23 protein-coding genes are annotated in these 24,607 nt (G+C 67.8%); 15 read left to right on the forward strand and 8 right to left on the reverse strand.

Annotated features, from left to right (window positions below; genetic code table 11):
* Positions 1-51 precede the first annotated feature (51 nt).
* From QP552_RS12255 to QP552_RS12310, 12 genes are all read left to right on the forward strand, one after another.
* Positions 52-597, forward strand: coding sequence for a prepilin peptidase (locus QP552_RS12255; protein ID WP_111111943.1), 546 nt, complete (start codon positions 52-54; stop codon positions 595-597).
* Positions 594-1,070, forward strand: a complete 477-nt coding sequence (locus tag QP552_RS12260) for a TadE/TadG family type IV pilus assembly protein (protein ID WP_005413739.1) — start codon at positions 594-596, stop codon at positions 1,068-1,070. The genes QP552_RS12255 and QP552_RS12260 overlap by 4 nt, the downstream gene beginning before the upstream one ends.
* 23 nt (positions 1,071-1,093) lie before the next feature.
* Complete coding sequence (cpaB, locus tag QP552_RS12265; RefSeq protein ID WP_286073739.1) at positions 1,094-2,131, forward strand: Flp pilus assembly protein CpaB; 1,038 nt, start codon at positions 1,094-1,096, stop codon at positions 2,129-2,131.
* A gap of 18 nt (positions 2,132-2,149) precedes the next feature.
* The gene (locus QP552_RS12270; RefSeq protein WP_111111941.1) at positions 2,150-3,505 is read left to right on the forward strand and encodes a type II and III secretion system protein family protein; all 1,356 of its coding nucleotides are present in this window, start codon (positions 2,150-2,152) and stop codon (positions 3,503-3,505) included.
* Positions 3,506-3,533: 28 nt separating this feature from the next.
* Complete coding sequence (locus QP552_RS12275; RefSeq protein WP_099484279.1) at positions 3,534-4,790, forward strand: fimbrial protein; 1,257 nt, start codon at positions 3,534-3,536, stop codon at positions 4,788-4,790.
* Positions 4,775-6,124, forward strand: a complete 1,350-nt coding sequence (locus QP552_RS12280; protein ID WP_106549495.1) for a CpaF family protein — start codon at positions 4,775-4,777, stop codon at positions 6,122-6,124. The genes QP552_RS12275 and QP552_RS12280 overlap by 16 nt, the downstream gene beginning before the upstream one ends.
* Positions 6,125-6,126: 2 nt before the next feature.
* Positions 6,127-7,083: a type II secretion system F family protein gene (locus tag QP552_RS12285; RefSeq protein ID WP_043035231.1), complete on the forward strand. Its 957-nt coding sequence runs from the start codon at positions 6,127-6,129 to the stop codon at positions 7,081-7,083.
* 28 nt (positions 7,084-7,111) lie between these two features.
* Positions 7,112-8,047, forward strand: a complete 936-nt coding sequence (locus QP552_RS12290) for a type II secretion system F family protein (RefSeq protein ID WP_111111938.1) — start codon at positions 7,112-7,114, stop codon at positions 8,045-8,047.
* Complete coding sequence (locus QP552_RS12295) at positions 8,047-8,937, forward strand: Flp pilus assembly protein TadD (protein WP_111111937.1); 891 nt, start codon at positions 8,047-8,049, stop codon at positions 8,935-8,937. Before QP552_RS12290 ends, QP552_RS12295 begins: the two co-directional genes overlap by 1 nt.
* On the forward strand, positions 8,934-9,392 hold the full coding sequence (locus QP552_RS12300) for a DUF3613 domain-containing protein (protein ID WP_286073740.1): 459 nt from the start codon (positions 8,934-8,936) through the stop codon (positions 9,390-9,392). The genes QP552_RS12295 and QP552_RS12300 overlap by 4 nt, the downstream gene beginning before the upstream one ends.
* Before the next feature lie 8 nt (positions 9,393-9,400).
* Positions 9,401-11,554: a TadG family pilus assembly protein gene (locus QP552_RS12305; protein ID WP_106549490.1), complete on the forward strand. Its 2,154-nt coding sequence runs from the start codon at positions 9,401-9,403 to the stop codon at positions 11,552-11,554.
* Positions 11,555-11,653: 99 nt separating this feature from the next.
* Positions 11,654-12,367, forward strand: a complete 714-nt coding sequence (locus QP552_RS12310) for a DUF2968 domain-containing protein (RefSeq protein WP_286073741.1) — start codon at positions 11,654-11,656, stop codon at positions 12,365-12,367.
* A gap of 78 nt (positions 12,368-12,445) precedes the next feature.
* Here the strand turns inward: QP552_RS12310 and QP552_RS12315 are convergent, their stop codons facing one another.
* Positions 12,446-12,841 carry a hypothetical protein gene (locus QP552_RS12315; RefSeq protein WP_286075934.1) on the reverse strand — a complete coding sequence of 132 codons (396 nt, stop codon included), beginning with the start codon at positions 12,839-12,841 and terminating at the stop codon, positions 12,446-12,448.
* Positions 12,842-13,027: 186 nt separating this feature from the next.
* Here QP552_RS12315 and QP552_RS12320 point away from each other — a divergent pair, with 186 nt between their 5' ends.
* Positions 13,028-13,852: an alpha/beta hydrolase gene (locus tag QP552_RS12320; protein WP_286073742.1), complete on the forward strand. Its 825-nt coding sequence runs from the start codon at positions 13,028-13,030 to the stop codon at positions 13,850-13,852.
* A gap of 122 nt (positions 13,853-13,974) precedes the next feature.
* Here QP552_RS12320 and QP552_RS12325 read toward each other — a convergent pair whose 3' ends face one another.
* From QP552_RS12325 to QP552_RS12355, 7 genes are all read right to left on the reverse strand, one after another.
* Positions 13,975-15,624, reverse strand: coding sequence for an MFS transporter (locus QP552_RS12325; protein WP_286073743.1), 1,650 nt, complete (start codon positions 15,622-15,624; stop codon positions 13,975-13,977).
* Entirely contained in the window at positions 15,618-16,901 is a 1,284-nt protein-coding gene (locus QP552_RS12330) for an alginate export family protein (RefSeq protein WP_286073744.1), read from the reverse strand. Before QP552_RS12330 ends, QP552_RS12325 begins: the two co-directional genes overlap by 7 nt.
* Entirely contained in the window at positions 16,880-18,727 is a 1,848-nt protein-coding gene (locus QP552_RS12335; protein WP_286075935.1) for an amidohydrolase, read from the reverse strand. The genes QP552_RS12330 and QP552_RS12335 overlap by 22 nt, the downstream gene beginning before the upstream one ends.
* A gap of 119 nt (positions 18,728-18,846) precedes the next feature.
* Positions 18,847-19,272: a DoxX family protein gene (locus tag QP552_RS12340; protein ID WP_286073745.1), complete on the reverse strand. Its 426-nt coding sequence runs from the start codon at positions 19,270-19,272 to the stop codon at positions 18,847-18,849.
* Between the two features lie 2 nt (positions 19,273-19,274).
* Positions 19,275-19,931 (reverse strand): hydrolase, encoded by a 657-nt coding sequence (locus QP552_RS12345; RefSeq protein ID WP_111111929.1) that lies wholly within the window; start codon positions 19,929-19,931, stop codon positions 19,275-19,277.
* On the reverse strand, positions 19,928-20,371 hold the full coding sequence (locus tag QP552_RS12350; protein WP_106549481.1) for an AraC family transcriptional regulator: 444 nt from the start codon (positions 20,369-20,371) through the stop codon (positions 19,928-19,930). The genes QP552_RS12345 and QP552_RS12350 overlap by 4 nt, the downstream gene beginning before the upstream one ends.
* 50 nt (positions 20,372-20,421) lie before the next feature.
* Positions 20,422-20,754 (reverse strand): hypothetical protein, encoded by a 333-nt coding sequence (locus tag QP552_RS12355; RefSeq protein WP_106549480.1) that lies wholly within the window; start codon positions 20,752-20,754, stop codon positions 20,422-20,424.
* A 96-nt stretch (positions 20,755-20,850) separates the two neighbouring features.
* Between QP552_RS12355 and QP552_RS12360 the strand changes: the two genes are divergently transcribed.
* Both QP552_RS12360 and QP552_RS12365 read left to right on the forward strand, forming a co-directional pair.
* Positions 20,851-23,880: a sensor histidine kinase gene (locus tag QP552_RS12360; protein ID WP_286073746.1), complete on the forward strand. Its 3,030-nt coding sequence runs from the start codon at positions 20,851-20,853 to the stop codon at positions 23,878-23,880.
* Positions 23,873-24,526: a response regulator transcription factor gene (locus QP552_RS12365; RefSeq protein WP_106549478.1), complete on the forward strand. Its 654-nt coding sequence runs from the start codon at positions 23,873-23,875 to the stop codon at positions 24,524-24,526. Before QP552_RS12360 ends, QP552_RS12365 begins: the two co-directional genes overlap by 8 nt.
* The last annotated feature ends 81 nt before the right edge of the window (positions 24,527-24,607 follow it).

Here is a 24,607-nt window from a genome sequence, read left to right on the forward strand (position 1 = left end):
TGTGCCCGGTGGCAACTGCAGACTGTCCAATGACGGACGACGGAGTGTGCGATGACGTTGCTGGGACTATTGGCCATCGGCGTGTGCCTGCGGATCGCGATCAGCGATCTGTATGCCCGCCGGGTGCCCAATGCCTGGCTGCTGTCTGCATCCGTCATTGCCATCGCATTGATCATCGCGGGGCAGTTCAGTGCGCCGCGCCAGCCGTGGCTTGCCCACGCAGCGGGCGCGGCGCTCGGCCTGGTGGCCCTGCTGCCGTTCTATGCCATCCGCTGGATGGGCGCCGGCGACGTCAAGTTCTTCGCGGTACTGGGCATGATGCTGGGCTGGAAAGCCCTGTTGCCGATCTGGGTGGTGGCCAGTCTCGCGGCCGGCCTGCACGCGGCAGTGATCATTGTTGGCCGCCGCCTGGGCGTGATGCTGCCCATGGGCCTCCAGATGCAGGTCAACCGCGCCAGCAGCCAATGGCAATCGCACCCCGCCCTGCGCGACATGCAGGCCGCCCGCCAGGGACGACACGGCATTCCCTATGCAGCCTACCTGGCCATCGCAGGCATCGGCTGGGTTCTGGCAAGCGTCTATGGAGGTGTGGCATGAACATCCGCAATCCACGGCGTCAACGCGGCGTGGCCAGCATCGAATTCGCCCTGATGCTGATGCTGGGCCTGCTGCCATTGCTGCTGTTCACGTTCTCCGGCGTGATGATCATGGCCGCGCAACAGACATTGGCGACGGCCTCGGCCGAGGGCGCTCGCGCTTCATTGCGTTATGGCAGCGCCAATGAACGGCGTACCGCAGCCTGCGTCGCAGCCCGCAGTTCGATGCAGTGGCTGTTGAAATTCTCTGGACAGGGTGTCGACTGCAGCAATGGCGGCAGCAACGCCATCGTGGTCTCCGCGCAGGCACCCTGCGCGGGCCTGGCCACTGCCCAGTGCATGACGGTGACGGTCAGCTATGACTACGCCAGCCATCCCTTCCTGCCGGGCACCGCCACACTTTACAAGTGGGTGATGCAGGCTCCCATCCGTAGTGTCGCGGTCGCCCAGCTCGACCTCGGCAGCGGCAACTGACGATCGGTACAGGAGACGGTTCCATGCTCAAGTTGACCCGCATCGCTGCCGTCGCCCTGATCGGGCTGGCCGTGCTGCTGGCAGTGATCGCCCTGATGATCGGGCGCAAACCGGCCGCGCCAGCGACGGCCGCCCCTGTCGCGCACAGCGAAGCCCAGGCGATCACCGTGGTCGAAGCCGTGGCCCGGCTGCCTGCCGGTGAACCGATCACCGCCAACAGCCTGCGCCTGGCGCAGCGGACCACGGCGGTAGCCGGTGCCGCCACCAGCATCCCGGCCGTGGTCGGCAAGGTACCGGTGCAGGACATCGCCGAGGGCACCGCCATCAGCAGCAGCGCCCTGGCACAGGGATTCTCGCTGCAGCTGCGTCCGGGCGAACGCGCACTGGCCGTTCCGGTGGACGAACTGGTCGGCGCCGGAAACCGCATCCTGCCGGGTGATTTCGTCGATGTCTTCCTCAACCTGCGCAATGTCCAGCCCAACGCCAGCGGCCCAGCAGAGGCCGCGCAGACCCGCCTGCTGCTGTCACGGCTGCGCGTGCTCAGCTACGGCCAGCAGGACATCGCTCCGGTCACCGGCGATGCCGTCGCCGGCAACGAAGGCGATACCCGCAACGACCCCCGCGCCGCGGACATCACCGGCAATGGCAGCAGCCATGGTTCCGGCAGCGAGGCCACCCAGCCGGCACGCAGCGCGGTGCTGGCAGTGCCGGTGGCCGATGCCAACCGGCTGCTGCTGGGGGCGCAGCAGGGAAAGCTGTTCCTGGCCCTGCGCAACCCGGCTGATACGGGGCAACCTGACCTTGCACTGTTTCCACAGGCGCGTGGCGTGATCGATCCTTTGCGTGGCCTCGATGCCGAACAGCAGCTCGCACTGCAGCGGCCGGAGAACCACGCCTTCGCCGGCATCGATGGTGATGCTCTCGCCGGCCGCGGCAACACCGCGGCCCGAAGCAACCCGGAGGCCCCGGCGCGTGCGCCGGCGGCCCGGCGCAGCGCACCGCGTGCGCCGGGCATCGAGATCATCCGTGGCGACAGCTCCGCCCCCCGTGGTTCCCTTTGACCTGCATCGAGCGCATCCATGACCGAACGCCGCCGCCCACGCCCTTCTCTCCGCCAGCGCTGGCTGGCCCTGCTGCTGGTGCTGCTGGCTCCGGCGACAAGCGTGGCCGCCGACGATCTCGTACTGCAGGCGCGTGAACAGCGCCCATGGACCCTCCCGGCCGATCTGGAACGGGTCGCCATCGCCGACCCGGGCGTCGCCGACATCGTGATGCTGCGTGGGCAGCGCCAGGCGCTGCTGGTCGGAAAGGCGCCGGGTACAACGACGCTCCTGCTGTGGCACCGCAAGCAGGCCGAGCCGCAACGCCTGCAGGTGCGCGTACAGAGTGCCGTGCAGGGCGCTGCAGACGCAGGCTCGAATGGGCTGGTGTTCACCCAGCAGGACAACCAGGGCCTGCTGCAGGGAAACACCGACAGCGTGCTCTCGCACATGCAGGAACAGAAGACCGCCGCCATGGCGCTGGGCAAGGACGGGATGCTTGCCGATGCGTCGACGGTCAGCAGCGGCGGCGTGGTCCAGGTCGAGGTCAAGGTGGTCGAATTCAACAAGACCGCGTTGAAGCAGATCGGCATCAGCTTCCAGAACCGCAATGGCAACTTCGCCTATGGCTTCGCCCGCCCGGGCGGCCAGCTGCCGGGCAATACCGGCATCCTGCCGGGCATGAAGGAAGGCAACTCCGGCAATGAGGCCGAGTCGCCCATTTCTTCGGCCTTCCGCCTGGTGTTCGGCTCGACCAAGGGCCTGTGGAACGCCGATGTCGACCTGCTGCAGAGCAACGGCATGGCACGCGTGCTGGCCGAACCTACCCTGGTCGCATTGTCCGGCCAGAGCGCCAGCTTCCTGGCCGGCGGCGAACTGCCGATCCTGGAGCCGCAGGGACTGGGCACCACCACCATCACCTACAAGCCGTTCGGCATCGGCCTGACCGTGACCCCGACGGTGCTGGCCCCCAACCGCATCGCGCTGAAGGTCGCACCCGAAGCCAGTGATCTGGACTACAGCAATGCCATTGCCCTCAATGGCGTGCAGATCCCATCGATCACCACGCGTCGTGCCGACACCACGGTCGAACTGGGCGACGGCGAGAGCTTCGTGATCGGTGGCCTGGTCAGCTCCAATGTCGTCTCCAACGTCGGCAAGATTCCCCTGCTTGGCGACCTGCCGATCATCGGTTCGTTCTTCCGCAACTTCGACTACAAGCGACAGGACAAGGAGCTGGTGATCATCGTCACGCCGCGGCTGGTGCAACCGCTGGCGCGCAATACCGAGCTGCCGTTGCCTGGCGAACGCGAAGCCAAGCCGAACCTTCCCGAGTGGGGGTCCTGGCTGCTTGGCCCGATCAGCCAGGATCCGGTACCTGGCTTCTCACGCTGATTCCCATGATGCCTGCGATACCACGCCCATGCCCTACGCCACCGCCCAGCCGCTGCATCCGCAAGGACCACCGATGAATCTGGTCCTGTACGGGATGGATCGCGAACTGCTGCCCCGGCTGGCGGCGAAACTGCCGCCGACCACCACCCTGCACTGGCAGGACAGCAGCATGCCGACCTCCGCACAGGACCTGCAGCGCGGGCCACAGAGCCTGGTGCTGCTCGACTTCCGCCCGGAACACGCCGCGGCCTCCAGCCTGCTGGCGCAGCAGCTGCAGCAGACCCAGCCCGACCTGCCCCTGGTCGCGGTCGGCGCCACCAGCGCCGCCCAGGTCGAAGGCGTGGTGATCGCGCTGCGTGCCGGCCTGCGCGATGTGCTGGACCTGGACAGCGACAACATCGGCATCGAGGCGGCATTGCGCCGCGCCCTGTCGCCGCGTCCAGCCGCCACCGCCCAGCATGCGCACAAGGCGCGCCTGATCGTCCTGCTCGGCGTGCGTGCCGGGGTCGGCACCAGCACCCTTGCCGCGCATCTTTCGGTACTGGCCCAGCAGACCCGCGCACTGGCCCAGGGCGAGGCCCTGCAACAGGACGGCCTGTTGATGGAACTGGCGCAGCCGTCCGGCGACCTGGCGCTGTACCTCAACCTGGACAGCCGATTCCACTACGAAGATGCACTGCGCAACGCCAGCCGCATCGACGCCACCCTCGCACGCACCGCGATGGCCCGGCATGACACCGGCCTGGTGCTGCTCGACCGTGCCAGTGGCAATGATGCCGTGCCGCCGTCGGACCCGGGCGCACTGCTGCAGCGCCTGCGCAGCGTGTTCGCCAGCGTGCTGTGCGATGCCGGTGGCTGCCCGCTGCGACAGCTGCCGCCCCTGCTGCTGGACCAGGCCGACGAGATCTGGCTGGTCACGGACGCTTCGATCGCCACGCTGGTATCGCTCGACCAGGCCTTGAAGCACCTGGCCGGCCAGCGTGAACGCGAGAAGCGCCTGCAGCTGGTGATCAACCGCCACGACGACAGCAGCGGCATGAGCCCCGACCAGATCGCGCGCCGATTCGAGGTGCCACTGCTGGCCACGCTGCCCGAGCGCCCGCGCGTGCGCCTGGCCGCCAGCCAGGGGCATCTGCTGCTGCAGGACGCACCGCGCGACCCCTACCTGCGTGCCCTCGCCCCGCTCGTGCCGCGCCTGGATCCGGCTGCCTGCCCGGTCCAGGCCCATGGCCTGCGGGAAAGACTCTCCCTTGCCCTGGGTGGATCGCAATGGAAGACAAGGTAACCCCGTTCCCGCATGCCGCCACCCGCCCGGTGCTGTCCGACAGCGCCCCGGGCCACCTGCCGTTCGCGCAGACCGAGCAGTACCAGAAGGTGCTGTCGGCCGCCCACGAGCATCTGCTCAACAGCATCGAGGACGAGCGCATCGACATCGATTCCTGGGCGCCTGACACCATCGCCCGCTGGGTGCAGGTGCAGACGGTCGGCTTCATCCAGGAATGGCGCATCCCGATCAACGAGGAGGAGATGCAGGTGGTCGCCGAAGGCCTGGTCAAGGAGCTGACCGGCTTCGGCCCGCTCGACGACCTGCTGCACGACCCGACCATCGAAGACATCCTGATCAACGGATTCAAGGATGTGCACGTCTCGCAGGGAGGGCAGCTCAAGCGCGCCACCCAGCGATTCACCGACGACACCCACCTGCTGCGCATCCTGCGCCGCATCCTCGCGCCGCTGGGCCGCCGCCTGGACGACTCCAATCCGATGGTCGACGCGCGCCTGCCCAACGGCGGCCGCCTCAACGCGATCATCTCGCCGCTGGCGGTGGATGGGCCGATGGTCTCCATCCGCAAGTTCCGCAAGGACCCGTTCACCCCCGACGAGCTGCTGGCCAAGGGCACCTTCGATGCGCCGATGCAGGCGCTGCTGAAGGCGATGGTGCTGGGCCGCTGCAACATCCTGGTGTCCGGCGGCACCAGTTCCGGCAAGACCTCGCTGCTGAACGCACTGGCCAGCTACGTGCCGCCGAACGAACGCGTGATCACCGTCGAGGACACCGCCGAGCTGTCACTCAACCATCCGCATGTGGTCCGCCTGGAAAGCCGCATCGGCGGCGCTGAAGGCCATGGTGCGGTGAGCATCCGCGACCTGGTCCGCAACAGCCTGCGCATGCGCCCCGACCGCATCGTGGTCGGCGAGGTGCGTGGCGCCGAAGTACTGGAGATGCTGCAGGCCATGAACACCGGCCATGACGGATCGATGGCGACCATCCACGCCAACTCGCCCCGTGACTGCCTGTACCGCATCGAGATGCTGGCCGGTTTCGCCGGGTTCCAGGGCAGCGAGGACAGCCTGCGCCGGCAGATCGCCAGCGCCATCGACTTCATCGTGCAGATCTCGCGGCTGGGCAGCGGCCGGCGCGTGCTGGTCTCGATCACGGAAATCACCGGTGTCAGCGACAACCTGATCACGACCCAGGAAATGTTCCGTCACGAACTGCAGATCGACGGCAACGGCAAGGAAACCGATCGCTGGATCGGACTGGGCTTCCATCCGCATTCGCACAAGCTGGAACCGTTCCGCCAGCAGTTGCGCGAATCGTTGTACGGAGACTTCTGAACATGGGCACGGGCCTGCTGCTGGGTGTACTGAGCATCATCTCGGTGCTGCTGGCGCTTGCGGTGTGGCTGTGGGGCACCGCCAGCAACCGCGAACAGCGCCAGGCCTCGCTGCAGCACGCCGAGCAGCAGCTGGCTCGCGGAGGTGCCAGCGGCGGCGCGCCGGCCGGGGCATCCGTGGCCGCCGCCAACGATCCGGCGCGTCCGGCAAGTGCCGGGCGCCGGGTGCTGCCGCTGGACGGCCTGCTGCAACGTGCCGGCCTGCAGACGGGCTGGAAGCTGCCCATCATGATGCTGGTGCCGGGACTGGTGCTTTCGGTCGTGGCCATGCTCAGGCTCGGCACGGCGTGGATGTTCCCCCTGACCCTGCTGCTGTACCTGCTGGCCTGCTGGCTATGGGTCATGCGCCGCACCACGAAACTGCGTGCACAGCTGCTGCACCAGCTGCCCGACTTCCTCGACAACCTGGTGCGGCTGACCGCGCTGGGCAACAGCCTGCAGGCGGCCTTCCAGGTCGCGTCGATGCAGACCAGCGCGCCGCTGCGCGGACTGCTGGACACCACCGTGCGCTACGCACGCAGCGGCATGGACTTGGACCGTGCCCTGAGCCTGGCGGCGCAACCCTACCGGATGGACGTGCTCAAGGTACTGTCCGTGGTGATCGGCGTCAGCGTCCGCATCGGCGGGCGCTCCGATCAGATCCTGCAGCGCATGGGCGATTTCATGCGCGACCTGGAGCAGGCCCAGCAGGAACTGGCCGCAACCACGTCGGAAACGCGCATGTCCGCCTGGGTTCTCGGCCTGCTGCCACCGGCCAGCGCAGTGCTGATGGCGATTTCCAGCCCTGAGTTCTTCCAGCCGGTGCTGCACGACCCGCTGGGCCACAAGATCCTGTTGATCGCGCTGGGGCTGGAGCTGTTTGGCGCTTTCCTGCTCTATCGCCTGGCCAAATCGCTATGACCACCGGAATCCACCACGGAGGCGCCCGATGAGTGCCAGCACCTGGTTTGCCCTGTCCCTGCTGGTTCTGGCCGCCGGTGTTGCCCTGCTGGGCATTGCCGGGTGGGTACGCAGCCATCGCGAACAGCGCACCTCGGCCACCTTGAAAACCGCACTGCAACCCCGGGACGAGGCACGCGACACGGAGGTCGCGCGCCGTGATTCGCTGGGTTGGCTGGAACGCTTCGGGCGCGCGCTCAGCGGCGGCCGCCTGGAATCTGCATTGCTGGCCAATGAAGACCGGCTGTTGCTGGACCTGGCGGGCTGGAACACACGCCGTGGCACCGCCATCTATCTTGGCCTGCGCCTGCTGCTGGGCGTGCTGGTGCTGGCGCTGGCCCTGGCGTTCAGCAGCGCCCAGGGGCTGGCCAAGATGATGGTCGTGATCGGTGCGCTCGCAGCTGGCCTGCTGCTGCCGAAGTTCATCCTCTCTTCGTGGGTGAAGCGGCGCCGGCGCGCAGTCGACAACGAGCTGCCCCTGCTGATCGACCTGCTGCGCCTGCTGCAGGGCGTGGGGTTCAGCATGGACCAGAGCCTGCAGACGCTGGGCGACAAGCTTCGCGACGCGTTGCCGGTGCTCGGCGGCGAACTGCAGGAGGCCAACGTCGCGTACACCCATGGCCGTACGCGCGCGCAGTCCCTGCGCCGCCTGAGCGAGGTCTACGCCGATGATGACCTGACCAGCCTGATGCAGTTGATCCTGCAGGTGCACGCACATGGCGGCGCGGTGCAGGAACCGCTGCGGCAGTTCAGCGTCCGGTTGCGGGAACAGCGCCGCAACACCCTGAAGGAAAAGGTCGGCAAGCTCTCGGTGAAGATGACCGTGGTGATGATGCTTACCCTGCTGCCAGCGCTGATGCTGGTACTTGCCGGACCGGCGCTGGTCGCGCTGGCCACCACCATGTCAAAGATGGGATCGCCCTGATGCCTGCCCTGCGCACCTCCTGCCTGTTGCTTGCCCTCGCCGCCGTCGCCAGTGGTTGTGCGTCGACCACGCCGAAGTACCTGCGCGCCCCCAGCCTGGCCGCGCCCGAACCGGCACCGCAGGACAGCCGCAATGCCTACCTGGAATTGATCGGGCGCATGCAGCAGCAGGGTGCCTGGTATGCCTCGCTGGCCCACGTCGATGCCTTCCGCCAGCGCTATGGCGATCCGCCAGCGCTGCGCCTGCTGCAGGCCGACGCCCTGCGCGAGACCGGCCAGGCCGACGCGGCCATCACCCTGTACCGCGAGCTCTCCAATGGCCCGCAGGCCGCTGCAGCCGCGCACGGCCTGGGCCTGATCGCTGCGCGCCGTGACGACGATGGCGGCAGCGAGGAGGCACTGGCCCGGGCCACGCAGCTGCAGCCCCTGAACACCGACTACCTGGGCGATCTTGGCTATGCACGTCTGCGTGCAGGCCAGTTCGAACAGGCGCGTGAACCGTTGGCCAAGGCGCTGGAGCTCTCTCCAGGCAACCCAAAGGCCACGGCCAACCTTGCCCTGTGGGCCGTGCTGCGCGGCGACGCCGCCACCGCAGAGCGCCTCGCCGAGCAGGCCAACCTCAACGAGGACACCCGCCGCAGCATCCAGCAGCAGGCCGCGCAGATCCGTGCTCGCCTGCAGCAGCGCCAGGCCGCCGCGGCGCAGGTTGCCCCTGCGTCCCCGTCCGCCCGCGCCAACCCCGGTGCCACCACCCGCGTGCAGCAAAGCACCACGCGCCTGGCCGCCGAACCACGTCGCGACATCCGTGATGCACGCGACCCACAGCGCCTGCCGCCCTCGATGCTGGAACGTTTCAGCACCTCCGATCAGCCGAACGGGAACACTCCATGAGCGCGATGCCCCTGACCCGACGCCTGTTGCCTGCACTGGCCTGCCTGCTGATGGCCGGCGGCGCGCAGGCGCAGCAGCAACCCCTGACCGGGCAGATGCTCGGCGGCAGCGCACCGGTCGCAGCGGCCCCGCAGCCGCTGCAGTCCGAGGCATTGGCCACGGTGGACCTTGCAGCCCCTGCTCCGTCGGCATCACCGGCCACCGCCCCGGCGATCATTGCCACCGACCACGTCGCACCCGCGCCCCGCCCTGCACGCACGCAGATCGGCGATACCGCGCGCGACCTGTTCCGCCTGCAGGCATCGGGGCAGCAGGCAGGGCAACGCCTGCCGATCCTCGGCGACCAGGCCACGTTGAGCTACGCCCGCTACTTGAAGAGCTTCGAACACGAGATCCCGGACTTTTTCGAAACCGATGTCGCCAAGTCCAAGGGAACATCCTCATCCGGACGCTGAGGTAGGCCATGAAACGCCCACGCCAGTTCAGTTTCAGCCGCCCACGGGGCGGAATGTCGGTCACCATGATGCTGGTCATGCTGGCGCTGCTGGCCATGCTGGGCCTGATCGAGATCGGCTACCTGTTCTGGGCCAAGCGTGACGCACAGAAAGTCGCAGACCTCGCTGCACTGGCCGGTGCACAACGGCTGGAGCTGTGCACGTCTGACAACAGCGACAACAGTGCAGCACGGCAGAGCGCGGTCACCCAGAACAAGTTTGCAGGCACCCTGCAGATCCGCTGCGGCAACTGGAGCGCCGCACGCAGCACCTCGAACCGCTTCGTCACCACCGTCGATGCCAGCAACCCACGCAATGCCGTGCAGGTGGTCGCGCAGCGCAGCGTGCTGCCGTTCTTCGGCCAGAACACCAGCCTGCCCACCGTCAGCGTGGAGGCGGTGGCCCGACGTTCCGAACCGACCGCGGTGTTCGCGGTCGGTTCGCAGCTGCTGCGCACCAATGGCGACTCGGTACTGCTGTCGACCCTGCGCCTGGTCGGCCTGGATGTCACCAATGCCACCGTGCTTTCCTATGACGGCCTGGCCCAGGCCAACATCACCCCGTCGGGCCTGCTGAAGGCGTTGAACATCCCGGTCAGCGCCAACCTCAGCGTGGCCGACTTCAACCGGCTGCTGTCGGTCAACAAGATCTCGCTGGCACAGCTGGTCGATGCCACCGCCACCGTGGTCGGCCGCGATACCACCGTGGGCGTACAGCTGCGCGCGCTGTCCGACCTGGTCGCCACCCAGCTGGACATCAACAAGCTCAACATCGTGCTGGGCAGCCAGTCCGGCGGCGGTGGCCTGTTCGCCGAAGTCGTCTCGCCGGATGGCACCGTCGGCAGCGCGCTGGAAACGAAGGTCAACGTACTCAACCTGATCAGCACCGCCATCTCCATCGCCAATGACGGCAACGGCGTGGCGGTCAAGGGATTGGACCTGCTGGGCATCAACATCCAGGCCGGCGTGGTCGAGCCGCCCTCGATCGCCATCGGTGGTGTTGGTACCCGCGCGTACAACGCGCAGGTGCGGCTGATGGTGGACGTGGACAGCAACAACCTGTTCGCGGTGGGCCCGCTGCTGAACCTGCTCGGCACGCGACTGCACCTGCCACTGCATGTCGATGTCGCCAATGCGATGGGCACGCTGACCGGCATCCAATGCGGCGCCAGCCCACAGAAGGCCACCATCCAGGTCGATTCGTCGGTGCTGCGCGCCTGTGTCGGCAATGTCGACCCGGCGCAACGCTTTTCCAAGAGCAATGTCTGCGACGCCACCCTGAAGAACGAGCAGCTGCTGAAACTGCTGGGGCAACCCTTGATCAATGACAAGATCACCCTGCCCGCCCTGACCAGCTCGCAGAGCCTGACCCTGGCTGCGGGCGAAACCGCCTCGACCCGGATCAATCCACTGGCGGTGGGCAACGCAGTATCGGACCTGGTCAATGAACTGCTGCGCGTGCTGTCGGGCATGCTCAGCTCACCCAAGCAGGGCATGAGCGCCAACGACACCGCCAAGGCACTGGCCGACCGCTACCTGCAGGCCACCTTCCCGCCGAACACCCGCTATGAGGTGGACAAGTTGATTCCACTGCTGCGCGATGGCGACGCGAGCCGGCAACTGGCCCCGCTCAACAGCTGGACCGTACCCGGAGGCCTGCCCTACGCCTGCGGCCTGCTGAACCTGGCCACCTGCCACAAGGACGGTCCGGTCTGGGATGCGTTCAAGGTGACCGTCACCGGCCAGGGACTGGGCGTGCTCGATGGGCTGCTCGGATCGCTGGTCGGCGGCCTGCTGATCAACCGCTGCGACAGCCTGCTCGGCAACCTGATCGACTACAACGGCTGCGTACGCAACAACCTCGCCTCGTACATCCAGACCGCACCGGCCGGCTTCCTCGATGGTACCGGTGGAACCGGCGTCAGCAATCCGGATGGCAGCGTGAGCTGCAGCGGCCTGCTGTGCACGCTGCTCAAGCCGATCCTGGCCGCCCTGCGGCCGGTGCTCAACAGCGTCGGCACCCTGCTGACCAACCTGCTGGCCAGCGTGCTGGGCCTGGAACTCGGCCGCACCGACGTCAACGTGCAGTCGATCCAGTGTAGCGCGGCGCAGCTGGTCTACTGACCCGTGACGGGCGCCCTTGGCGGCGCCCGCGCCCATGCTAGACTCCCGGCGGGGAACCACCTTCATCTCAACCCACACTCATCCGTGGATGGTCTAGACATGCGAGAAACTTCAGGGGGCGCGGTCTTCGCCCGGCACGCGCGCGGCGCGGCACTGCTGGCCGTGGCCATGATGCTGGTGGCACCGGCGGCGATGGCTGCCCGTGGCGACCGTGAGGCAGCCGCAGAGCCGGCCGCACGCAGCGCGCCGGTGGTGCGCAACACCGTTGACGAGCTCAAGCAGCTGATGGATTCGCGCCAGCTGACCGAGCTGCGCACGACCTACAACGGCAACTACGGCGCCAGCCTGCTGTTCAACGCCAACACCCTGACCTACTACGTCGCCCTGTTCCAGGAGAAGAACTTCTGGCGGGTAATCAAGACCGATGCCGTCGACAACGCCGAGCGGGTCTACCGTACCTTTGCCCAGCAGTCCGAACAGCTGGCCCAGGTCTACATCGATACCACCCGCCTGGAAGCCGGCAAGCGCTACACCGAGCGCCTGGTGGCGTACAACGAGGAACGCCTGCGCACCCTGCAGCAGGAAATGGAACAGCAGCAGGCGCAGTCGGCCCAGGTCAGCGCCGCCCTGCAGCAGGCGCAGCAGCAGGCGGTCAGCCTCAGCACCGACGTGCAAAGCACCAACAGCCAGCTGGACGCCCTGCAGCGCCGCATCCAGATCCTGCAGGCCGAACAGGGCAACCCGGAACTGAGCCTGCCCAAGCCGGACAGCGTGCCTTCGCCGGCACCGGCTCCCGCCAGCGACGGTCGCTGAGGCCCGGCCTTCTGCATCCACGCACAACGGCGCCACAGGGCGCCGTTGTCGTTTTCGGCCTTTCGTGAGCCACCACGCTCAGCGGCAAGCGTCGTACACCGCGTCGTCCAGCTGACGGCGTTGCACGAAGTCCAGGCGCTTGCTCCTGGCCAGCACCTCCCCGCGGTGCTGTCGTGCGCGTTCACAGGCCCTGGGGTCCGTATTGATGGGTATCAGCGCGGCCTGCGCCCGCCGCGAGCGCACGGTGCGCGGTGGCGCCAACACCCCGCTGCCCGCCCTGGCCGGCTTTGGCACTGGTCCGCGCGACAGCGATTGCTCCTCCGGCACCTCCCACCGCCATTCCGCATGCCCCTGGCAGGGTGTCTGCTGATAGACCGGATGCGGACCGTCCACGCATTTGTAGACATTGGTCTGCGCGTGGACCGCTGCGGCGAGCAGCAGGCACAACAGTGGGCTGCATCGTACTCTCGACATCGCACGCTCCTGGACAGGACGGCCATCATCGTCAGCGCCGAAGCCGCCGGGTTCCAGAGCGATACGCGTCACACCCCGGTCAATCCAGCACAGCCGTGCAAGCCACTCACCGGGCCGTGCGCTGTACTGCTGACGGTTCCGGCATATCCGCCGGCGCCGTCCCTCCCTTCCGCCAAGGAAACCGCAATGAGCAACTTCGTCACCGTCGCCGACGGCGCGCGCATCTTCTACAAGGACTGGGGAACCGGCCAGCCGATCGTGTTCGCCCACGGCTGGCCGCTGTCCTCCGATGCCTGGGACCCGCAGATGCTGTTCATGGGCCAGAACGGCTACCGCGTGATCGCCCACGATCGCCGCAGCCACGGCCGTTCCAGCCAGACCTGGGACGGCAACAACATGGACACCTACGCCGATGATCTGGCGGCGGTGATCGAGGCGCTGGACCTGAAGGACGCGATCCTGGTCGGCCACTCCACCGGTGGTGGCGAAGTGGCGCACTACATCGGCCGCCATGGCAGCAAGCGCGTGGCCAAGGTGGTACTGGTCGGCGCCGTGCCGCCGTTGATGCTGAAGACCGCCGGCAACCCGGCCGGCACTCCGCTGGAGGTGTTCGACGGCATCCGCAAGGGTACCGGCGGCGACCGCTCGCAGTTCTTCAAGGATCTGACCACGCCGTTCTTCGGCGCCAACCGCGACGGCAACAGCGTCACCCAGGGCATGCGGGATTCGTTCTGGCTGCAGGGCATGCTCGGCGGCGTCAAGGGCCAGTACGACTGCATCCACGAATTCTCGGAAGTCGACTACACCGAAGACCTCAGGAAGATCGACGTGCCGGCACTGGTGCTGCATGGCGATGACGACCAGATCGTGCCGTTCGATGCCTCGGCCAGGTTGTCCTCGCAGATCATCAAGGACGCCGAGCTGAAGGTGTACGCCGGTGCCCCGCACGGCCTGACCGTCACCCACGCCGACCAGTTCAACGCCGACCTGCTCGCGTTCGCACGCAAGTGACGTACCGCGGCGGCGCCCCATAGCGCCGCCGCCCCTTCGGTAGTGCCGGCCGCTGGCCGGCAACACGATCAATTCATCGCGATCTGTGCAGCCGGCCAGCGGCCGGCTCTACCAGGGGCCGCTCAGATATCGCTGTGGTGGTGCGGTACCCCGGTCTTCGGCAGCGGGTCATGCCCACCCACGAAGTGACGCACCACCGGGGCACGCTCACCGCGATGCAACCCACGCAGCACTTCCTGGATTGCCTTGTCATCAGCGGTGATGCGCTCGTGCTGGCGCAGGTGCTCCAGCCACGACGGGGTCACGAAATACTCCAGGTGGATGCCTGGACTGGCCACATCCTCGACCACGCCCCAGACCACCGCACCATCGCGACGACGGATCGTTCCCAACGCGCGCATCTGCGCCTGGAACGCGGCACGATCTGCATCGTCGATGCGGTACTCGATGGTGACCAGCACCGGACCTCGATCGTTTGATACCGGCACCGACAGTTCCGGTGCCGGCCAGTGCCCGGCCGGGCGCAGATTAAGCTCTTCGGTACCGGCGATGCGCACGCGCCACACCAGCAGCCCCCCGATCACCGCGCCTGCGGCAGCCACCAGCAATGCCAGCTCCGGCGAGGTACGCTGTGCGAGCGCGCCCCAGCTCAGTCCGCCGGCCGCCATGCCGGCCGAGAACACCATGATGTACAACGCCAGCGCACGCGCACGTACCCATGCGGGAACTGCCGTCTGCGCGGCAATCTGCAGCGACGACAGCACGGTGATCCAGGCAAAACCGTTGATCAGCATCACCAATGGCAGCACGTACCAGCTGCGGGTCAGCGCCAGCCCGACCAGGCTGAGCGCCAGCGAAAGCGTGGCCAGCAGCACCAGCAGGTCGCGATCCATCTGCGCGCGCAGCTTCGGCAGCAGCAGCGCACCGCCCACTGCACCGATACCGATGCAGCCGAGCAGCATGCCGTACTGCCCCGCTCCACCCTGCATCTGGCCGCGTACCACCACCGGCAGCAGCGCGTTCATCGCCGCGGCGAAGAAGAAGAAGCCCACCGACTTGATCAGTACCGCCTGCAGCCGTCCAGCGCGGCTGGCGTAGCGCAGGCCCGCCTTCAAGCCGGCACCGAAGCCTTCCGGTGGCAGGCTGGACTGCTTCGGATCACGCTTCCAGCCCCACACCACGAACAGCATCGCGGCAAAGGTGATGGCATTGAAGCCGAATGCCCACACCGCGCCCAGCTGCGCCACGATCACGCCCCCAATGGCCGGGCCGATCGAACGCGCGATATTGATGCCGATCGAGTTCAAGGCTACCGCCGAGGCCAGCATCGGCTGCGGCACCAGCTCGGACACGATCGCCGCCTGCGCCGGCATCGCCATTGCCGCACCGCAGCCCATGCAGAAGGTCAACAGCACCAGCAGCTGCGGGGTCAGCATGTCCATCGCCGTCAGTGCGGCCATCACCGCCGCCACCAGCAGCATCCACCCCTGTGTCGCCAACAGGTACTTCCGGCGATCGACAATGTCGGCCAGCGTTCCGGCCGCCAGTGCCAACAGCACGATCGGCACCGTTGTGGCCGACTGCACCAGCGCCACCATCAGCGGCGAACCGGTGCGTTCGGCCATCACCCAGGCGGCGGCCACGTCATTGACCCAGGTGCCGATGTTGCTGGCCAGGATGGCCAGCCAGATCGAACGGAACATCTGGATCTTCAGCGGGGACCAGGCCCCTGCGGCCTGTGCGGGAGGTTGCGACGTGCTTGCGTTCACCATTGCCATGCTCCAACGATCGAGGCGAACAACGTGTCCTGGCCACCGGCCTGCTTCAGAGCAGGACCGGCGTCGACCCAGGCCAGCTGCAGCTGCCATTGCCAGTGTTCGCTGGCCTGCCAGCGCGTTTCGGATTTGTACTGGGTGCCGATGCGGCGCGCACCACCGGCACTGCCCGGCAATGCCACCAGCGGTGCCGGCGTGGTGTAGACCGCATCGGCGCGACGATGCTTCCAGGCCATCTGTACGCCCAGCTCCGTCGTTACCGCGTCGTGCAGGCGCAGCGACAGGGTCGGCTGAACGTCCATCAGGTTGGCCGGCGCCAGCAGGCTCGCTTCGCTGAAGTAGGCCGATTTCGGGAACAACGCGTTGAACGTGCCCAATCGACCATCGTGCAGGTCGCCATCGCCGCTGGCGATGTCGGCCTTCAGCCCCAGGCGCGGCTGCAGCGCCACATCGCTCCAGCGCCAGCCGGTATCGGTCGCCAGCGTCCAGGCGCGGATGTCGAGGTTGCCGGCAGCGGTACGCAGTTCACCGCCCTGCACCACCAGCTCGCTGTTCCAGTCCAGTGAACCGGCCTGGCCGAACCAGCGCGCGCCGAGTGTCTGCCGGCGCTCGTTGCCGGAGCCAGCGGCGAAACGCGCGCCGTCGCGACGGTAGTCGAGCAGGTACAGGTCCCATTGCCCGGGCCAGCGGCCGCGCGCTGTGGTGGCATAGGCCCCCCACAGATGCGCCCCGGACTCACCGCGATCATCGAACGCCCCCGGGCGGTTCTCCACCGGTCGCAGGGCCATCAGGTCAAGCGTGCCGAGCCGCCCCTTCCAGCCCGCCCGCGCGCCATCGAAGGCCAACCGGATGTTCGGGCCATCGCGAACCGACAACAACCGTGAGCTTCCATAGCCGGCCTCCTGCCGTCCCAGCTGCATGTGGAAACCGGCGCGTTGCCAACGCCAGTACGCCTGCTGCACGTCCAGCGCACTGCGGTCGGTCCGGCCTGGGCCGCCCGCCCTGCCATTTTCGCCGTGGACACCCAGCTGCACTTTCGCCTGCCAGTCATCGCAGGCATACGTGGCCGACGCCAACGCACGCAGCAGACCATAGCCATCCTCGCTGCCGCCGATGCCGAACCGGGTCGGGTCGTAATACAACCCGCGCACGCGCAGCGACGCGTCCCACTGCAGCTGGCCGTCGCCCACGTCACTGCAGCGGCCACTGTCACAGGCCAGCGCCAGCGAGGGCGTGGCCAGCAACGCCAGGCTCAGAACGCGAAGCACGAGCATCCCATTGCGCCCCAGAACGCGGTCAGGTCACTGGTCGGCGCCGCGTGCTGCGCGGCATGCCCGTGCGCGCCGTGGGTACTGCAGGCCACGCCGTGATGGTGGCGGTGCGCAGCTGCCAACCCGGTGGCGGCACCGCCGACATGGTAGCCACCGAACCTGTTGACCGGCGACCAGTTGGGCATCGCCGGCGGCAGCTGCGGCGCCAGGCCTGCGTAGTCGCCGTCGGCATGCACGATGCGGCCACCGACCACGGTCAGCATGCTGGTGATGTCGGCGATCTGCGCGTCGTCGACGCGGAAGAAATCGGCCGAGAGCAGGATGAAGTCGGCCAGCTGGCCGGCTTTCAGGGTGCCCTTCACCGCCTCGTCGCCGGAGAACCAGGCGCTGCCCTGGGTCCACAGGCGCAGCGCCTGCTCGCGTTCAAGCAGGTTTTCCTCGCCATACAGGGCCAGGCCACCGACGGTGCGCCCGGTCACCAGCCAGGACAGCGCCACCCATGGGTTGTAGCTGGCCACGCGGGTGGCATCGGTGCCCGCGCCCACCGGTACGCCCTCGGACAGCATCCGCTTCACCGGCGGCGTGTGCCGCGCGGCCTGCACGCCGTAGCGCTCGACGAAGGCTTCACCCTGGTAGGCCATCCGGTGCTGTACCGCGATGCCGCCACCCAGCGCACGGATGCGCTCGATGTTGCGCGGGGTAATGGTCTCGGCATGGTCGATGAACCAGTGCAGCCCATCGAACGGCACCTCACGATTGACCTGTTCGTAGACATCGAGAATGCGGCTGATGCTCTCGTCGTACGTGGCGTGGATGCGGAACGGCCAGCGCTTCTCGACCAGCAGCTTCACCACGTCGTGCAGTTCCGGCTCCAGTTCCGGTGGCAGCTCCGGTCGCGGTTCGTTGAACAGCTCGAAATCGGCGGCCGAGAACACCAGCATCTCCCCGGCACCATTGTGGCGCAGCAGGTCATCGCCCTGCCGCGGCTGCAGGATCTCGCTCCAGCCGCGGAAGTCATCCACTTCCTTGCCCTTGTTCTGGGTGAACAGGTTGTAGGCGATGCGCACCGTCAGCTGATCGTCGCGGTGCAGCTGCTCGATGACCTGGTAGTCCTCGGGATAGTTCTGGAAGCCGCCGCCGGCATCGATCACCGAGGTGATGCCAAGCCGGTTCAGCTCACGCATGAAGTGGCGCGTGGAATTGGCCTGGTACTCGATCGGCAGGCGCGGCCCCTTGGCCAGCGTCGCGTACAGGATCAGCGCGTTCGGCTTGGCCAGCAGCAGCCCGGTCGGGTTGCCCAGCGAGTCACGCACGATCTGACCACCCGGCGGATCGGGAGTGTCCTTGTTGTAACCACAGGCGCGCAGCGCGGCGCGGTTGAGCAGCGCGCGGTCGTACAGGTGCAGCAGGAACACCGGCGTATCCGGTGCGATGTCGTTGAGCTCCTGCAGGGTCGGCAGGCGCTTCTCGTTGAATTGCGCGGCAGTGAAGCCACCGACCACGCGCACCCACTGCGGCGCTGGCGTGCGATCGACCTGCGCCTTCAGCATCGCCATCGCATCGGCCAGCGAGCGCAGGCCATCCCAGCGCAGTTCCAGGTTGTAGTTCAGGCCGCCACGGATCAGATGGGTATGGCTGTCGTTGAGGCCGGGCAGCAGGCGCCGGCCCTGCGCGTCGATCAGGGTCGCTTCGTTGCCCCAGTCGCGCATGATCTCCGCGTCGCTGCCGACGGCGACGATACGCCCTTCCTGTACGGCCAGCGCCTGCGCGTGCGGCTGCTGACGATCAAGCGTGGTGATGCGGGCATTGCGGATGACCAGCGTGCTCATGCGACGCTCCTTGGAAGTGGAATCGAGTGCGGCACCGGCGCGGCCGGCCAGGCCCAGCGCCACGGCAGCGCCGCTGGCCAGCACCACGTTGCGGCGGCCGTGGTCGAGTGGATCGTGACTCATGCGATATCTCCCGGAAGGCGTTGGCCGTCCAGCGCCCAGGCACCGGGACCGGCCAGCGCGAGGGCCAGCAGCACCGTGGTCCACATCAACGGGTACTCGCTGCCGCCGCGCATCCAGAACCAGCCCTTGGGCAGGGCCAACAGTACGGTGAAGCCGATGAAGGCCGCTGCCACGAGCGCGGCGATACGGGTCTGCCAGCCGAGCAGCACGGCCAGGCCGGACGCCACCTGTGTCAACGCCAGCAGCAGCGGCAAGGGCGCTGCCGACGGCAACCCGAAGCCGCGCAGTTCGGTGGCGAACCCGGACAGCCCCGGGCCGCCGAACCAGCCGAACAGCTTGCCCAGCGCGTGGGGCAGCAGGAAACCTCCGGCGGCCACGCGCAGCATCAACAGGGCCAGGTCGAGGCCATGGCCAGCCAGCATGCTCAGTGCCCGCCTTCCTGCGCACCGAACATGCGCTTGGCGTACTGGATGCCGATGCCGTAGCCACCGGCGTGATCGCGTGCGATGCCGGTGGTCAGGTCGTAGGTCTCACTGCGTGCCCAGTCGCGCTGCAGCTCCAGCAGGTACTGCACACTGGTCATCGGTACCGCGCCGGCCTGCACCATGCGGGTGATCGCGCGCTCGTGTGCTTCCTCGCTGACATCACCACAGGCATCGGTGATCACATACACCTCGAAGCCCTGCGCCAGTGCCGACAGGGCCGGGCCGACAATGCAGACGCTGGTCCACAGCCCGGCCATCACCAACCGGCGCTTGCCGATGCGGTTGATCTCGTCGATCACCGGCTGGTCCTCCCAGGTGTTCATCGAGGTGCGGTCGAACACTGGCTGGCCCGGGAAGATCGCCGGCAGCTCCGGGAACATCGGGCCGGAGAACGAGGCTTCCGCCACCGTGGTCAGCAGCACCGGCACGTTGAAGCCCTTGGCGCCCTTGCCGATCAGGGACACGTTGTTGCGCAGCGCGGAGATGTCGATGGTGTGGGTGGCAAACGCCATCTGCGACTGGAAGTCGATCAGCACCAGCGCATGGTCGGTCGGTGACAGCAGGGACGGGGCGGGCGTGGCGGTGGCAAGGTTCATGCGTGGACTCCGTTGGAATCAAGGTCTGGGGGGAGCAGGAGGGCGGCATCACCGGCCAGGTACTGGCCGGGACTGCAGCCCGTCTCTGCGCGGAAGCTGCGGACGAAATGGCTCTGGTCAAAGAAGCCGAGCTGCTGCGCCAGGCAGGACATCGGCAGATGCCGGGCCGACAACAGCTGGCGCGCACGTTCGATTCGGCGGCGGCGTACATAACGCAGCGGGCTGGCACCAGTACCGCTGCGGAACAGGCGCACCAGATGGAAGCGACTGACACAGGCGGCGGCCGCCAGTTCGGTGACCCGCAGCGGCTGCGACAGGTGTTCATCGACATAGCGCAATGCACGCTGCAATGCTGCGACCTGCTGCGGTGCCAGCGACGCAGCGGGGGATTCCTGTGGAGTAACGGTGGCCATCGAGGACGCCGCGAGGGGGTGGCCCATGGTGCGGGGCGCCTGCGCGATGCCCTACCCCCGTCGGTCGAGGCCAGCACCTACCCGAATGGGGGAGGCCGGCGGCCGATCACGCGGCGACCGAACAGCCGTGCGTCCAGCGAATAGGCGCCCGGCCCCAGCACCAGCAGGGCCAGAGGCAGCAACGCCAGTGGCCATGGCCCGGGTAACGTGGACAGACCCGCGGCCGCCATCACTGCCGCAAGTGGCGTCAGCACACCAAGTGCGAGCATCGCCACGGCCAGCAGGCACAAGGCCGACAACCAGCCCCCTGGCATGTCGGGCACGCAAAGTGCGGCCGCCACGCACAGGCGCAGCCACAGCAGGCCGACGCCCGGGCCACGGTCGGGAAACATCACGAACAGGCGCTGCATGGCCGGGCTCCACGGGGCATGCCGGCGTGATACCGGAAGGGGCCGCGTGCCGCCTACCCCGTTCGGGTCACCCTGGCCTGCCCCGCACCTGCCAGAATGCGCACCATGCGTGGCCGCCCCTTCCCGTTCCTGCGTCGCCTGCCGGCGCTGCTGACGTGCCTGCTGTTGATGACCGCCCTGCCCGCGCTCGCCGTGCAGCGTCCGGCGCTGAGCAGCGGGCTGCCCGGCTACGAGCACACCGCATGGCGGGTCGGCCAGGGTGCGCCTGGCGATATATGGGACATTGCGCAGGACCGTGATGGACTGCTGTGGCTGGCGACCGGTTCTGGCCTGTACCGCTTCGACGGCCGCCGTTTTGAACGCCAGGCGCCACCACCGGGCAGCAGCTTCCCGTCCACCAACATGGTCACCCTGGCAGTCGGGCGCGATGACGCAATGTGGATCGGCTACTTCCAGGCCGGCATCAGCCAACTCGCACGCGGCCAACTGCACAACTACGGTCGGCAACAGGGCGTACCGGTCGGCGTGGTGCCGCACTTCAGCCAGGACCGCGAGGGCCGCCTCTGGGCAGCGATCAATGGTGGGCTGCGCTGGTTCGATGGCCGGCGCTGGCAACCCCCGCCAGCCTCCGCCGGGCTGCCGGAACACCGCGTGCAATGGGTGTTGCATGACAGCCGTGGCACGTTCTGGGTACTGGCCGATCTGAAGATATGGATGCGCGGACCGCACCAGGCGGCCTTCATTGATACCGGCATCGCCGTCTCGCAGATGGCAACACTGGTGGAGAACCCGCAGGGTGAAGTGTGGCTGGCCGACCGCGTCCGTGGCGCCTCGCCCCTGGCAAACGCACATGGGCTGCTCGCCGGGCCCGAACGTGAGGCGCGGCGCCTGCCCGATCTGGTCGCTGCACGCATGCAGTTCACCACCGACGGCGCGCTGTGGGCGACGATGAGCCCGCATGGAGGCGTCGCCCGGGTCACCTTCGACGGCACCCGAGCCGTGCGCATGGAGCGCTTCGATTCACCGCACGGCCTGACTGCCACCTCGGCGGTGCCGATCATCGCCGACCGAGAAGGCAACCTCTGGGTAGGTACCAATCTTGGCCTCAACCGTTTCCGCGCGCGCAGCGTGCACACCCTGGCGGTCGGCCCCAGTGATCCCTACCGCTCGCTGGTGCGCACCACTGACGGACGGGTGTACGGCTACGGTGAAGACCTCAAGCCCTACGACCTGCGGCGCTCCCTGCTGGAAGGCAGCGCCGCACAGCTGCAGGCTGCGGCGCGGCAGGCACCTGCGCCGATCTGGCAGTTCGATTGGGTCAATCTTGCGCGCACTGTCGAAGGCCGTACCACGCTGATTCCGCTGCCCGCACCGTTCACCGGGCAACCCTTGCACGCCCTGCTGTTTCCCGACCAGACGCAGGCCTGGGTATGCACGGGCGAACGCGGTGTGCTGCATTACCGGGACGGGCAATGGCAGCGCGCGAGTCGCCTGCCCGAGCAGGCCTGTTCCTCCCTGGCGCTGGACGCCGATGGCCAGCTGCTGCTCGGCTACGCCGATGGTCGCGTGCGCCGGATGGGCACGACGGCCATCGAGACCTTTGGCGTGGCGCAGGGGCTTTCGGTAGGGCCGGTGACCGCCCTGCTGCAGCATCAGGACCTGCTGCTGGTAGCCGGCGAAGCCGGACTCGCCGCACGCATCGGCGAGGGGCCCTTCGTTGCAGTGCGCACCGACATGGCCGGCGTCCTCGAAGGCATCACCGGCATGGTCGCCGATGCGGGCGGGCATCTGTGGCTCAATGGCAGCCGTGGCCTGGTGCGTCTTGAGAGCAGCCTGCTGCGGCGGGCACTGCAGGCAGGGCAGCAGGTGACGCCCCGCCTGTTCGATGCGGTGGACGGCATGCCCGGCATCGCCCTGCAGAGCGGGCCGATCGCCACCGCCACGCTGGCCGACGACGGTCTTCTGTGGCTGGCAACCAACCAGGGCCTGGCCTGGCTGGACACCACGCGTTCGCACGTCAACACGCTGGCACCCAGCGTTCGCATCGGCGACGTGCTGTACGGCAGCGAACAGCAACCACTGCGGGACGGCCTGCGCCTGCCGGCCGGCACCAGCCAGCTGCAGATCGACTACGTGGCCCTTTCACTGGCCCGCCCGGAGCGCAACCGCTATCGCTACCGCTTGTCCGGCGTCGATGACGGCTGGCAGGATGCAGGCAGCAGCACCCGCGCCTATTACACCAATCTGGCGCCGGGAAGCTATCGCTTCGACGTGGAAGCCGCCAATGAGGACGGCATCTGGAGCACGGTCCCGGCCAGCCGCAGCTTCCGCATCGCGCCCACCTTCATCCAGACCGCGTGGTTCAAGCTGCTGTGCGTGGCCGCCGTGCTGGCGCTGCTCGTGCTGGCCGTGCGCATCCGCAGTGGCCAGCTCGCCGCGCTGTTCCGCGCCCGCCTGCAGGAGCGCAATGGCGAACGTGAACGCATTGCACGCGACCTGCACGACACCCTGCTGCAGGGCAGCCAGGGCCTGATCCTGCGCCTGCATGCAATCAGCCAGTCCGCGCAGACGCCAGAAGCAGTGCGCGGCCAGCTGGAGTCGGCGATGCAGCTGGCCGAGCGCAATCTGGCCGAGGGCCGCGAACGCGTCAACGCATTGCGCGACGGCCCGTTCGCCGGTCGCGACCTGGCTTCGGCATTGGCCGATGTGCATGCCGAGTACGCGGGGCATGGCACCAATCCACTGCGCCTTACCGTTGAAGGCGCAACGCCACCACTGCAGGCCGATGCCGCGGAGGAAGTGTTCCTGATTGGTCGCGAGGCCATCCGCAACGCATTGCGCCACGCCAACGCCAGTGCCATTGAAGTGGAACTGTCCTATGGCACGCGCTGCTTCCTGCTGCACGTACGGGATGACGGTGTCGGCATCGCCGATGAAGACGCTGGACACGGCCATTGGGGACTGCAGGGGATGCGTGAGCGTGCGCAGCGGCTCGGGGCCGAGCTGCAGCTGTGGACCCGCCCCGGACTGGGTACCGAAGTAGCGCTGGCGGTTCCCGCACGCCGCCTGTATCACCGCCGCGCGCCCCGGTGGCGCTGGCCCTGGAGCAGACCCGAGCATGACTGAATTCCCTTCCCCGATCGGCGTACTGGTGGTCGACGACCATCCCCTGCTGCGCGACGGACTGGCGGCACTGCTGGGCGCGCAGGCCGATCTGCGCCTGCTTGGCGAGGCCGCCGATGGCGAGGAAGCCATCGCGCGTTACCAGCAGCTGCAGCCGGACGTGGTGCTGATGGACCTGCAGATGCCGCGCCTGGATGGCGTGGAGGCGATCGTGCGGATCCGTGCACTCGACCCACGCGCGCGCATCATCGTGCTGACCACCTACCGCGGCGATGTGCGCGCAGTGCGGGCCCTGCAGGCGGGGGCCAGTGCTTACCTGCTGAAGGACATGCTGCGTCACGAACTGGTCGACACCATCCGCATGGTGGCCGGAGGCCGCCGTGCGCCGATTCCACCAGCGGTGGCCGCCAGCATCGCCGCGCATGTGATCGAAGACCGCCTGTCACCGCGCGAGACCGAGGTACTGCGGCACGTGGCAGGCGGACTGTCGAACAAGCGCATCGGCGAGCGCATGCAGATTTCCGAACAGACCGTGAAGGCGCACATGAAGAGCCTGATGGACAAGCTCGGCGTCGGCGACCGCACGCATGCGGTCACCCAGGCGCTGCGGCGCGGCATCATCAGCCTGGATGATGGAGGGCTGGATTGATACGTGGCCCGCTGTGGTTACCACGCGGTCGGATCCGTTCCTGGATCTGACCCCGCTGTAGGTCCACGCCATGCGTGGATG

The organism is Stenotrophomonas sp. 59 (genome assembly GCF_030291095.1).
GTDB classification, from domain to species: Bacteria; Pseudomonadota; Gammaproteobacteria; order Xanthomonadales; family Xanthomonadaceae; genus Stenotrophomonas; species Stenotrophomonas maltophilia_Q.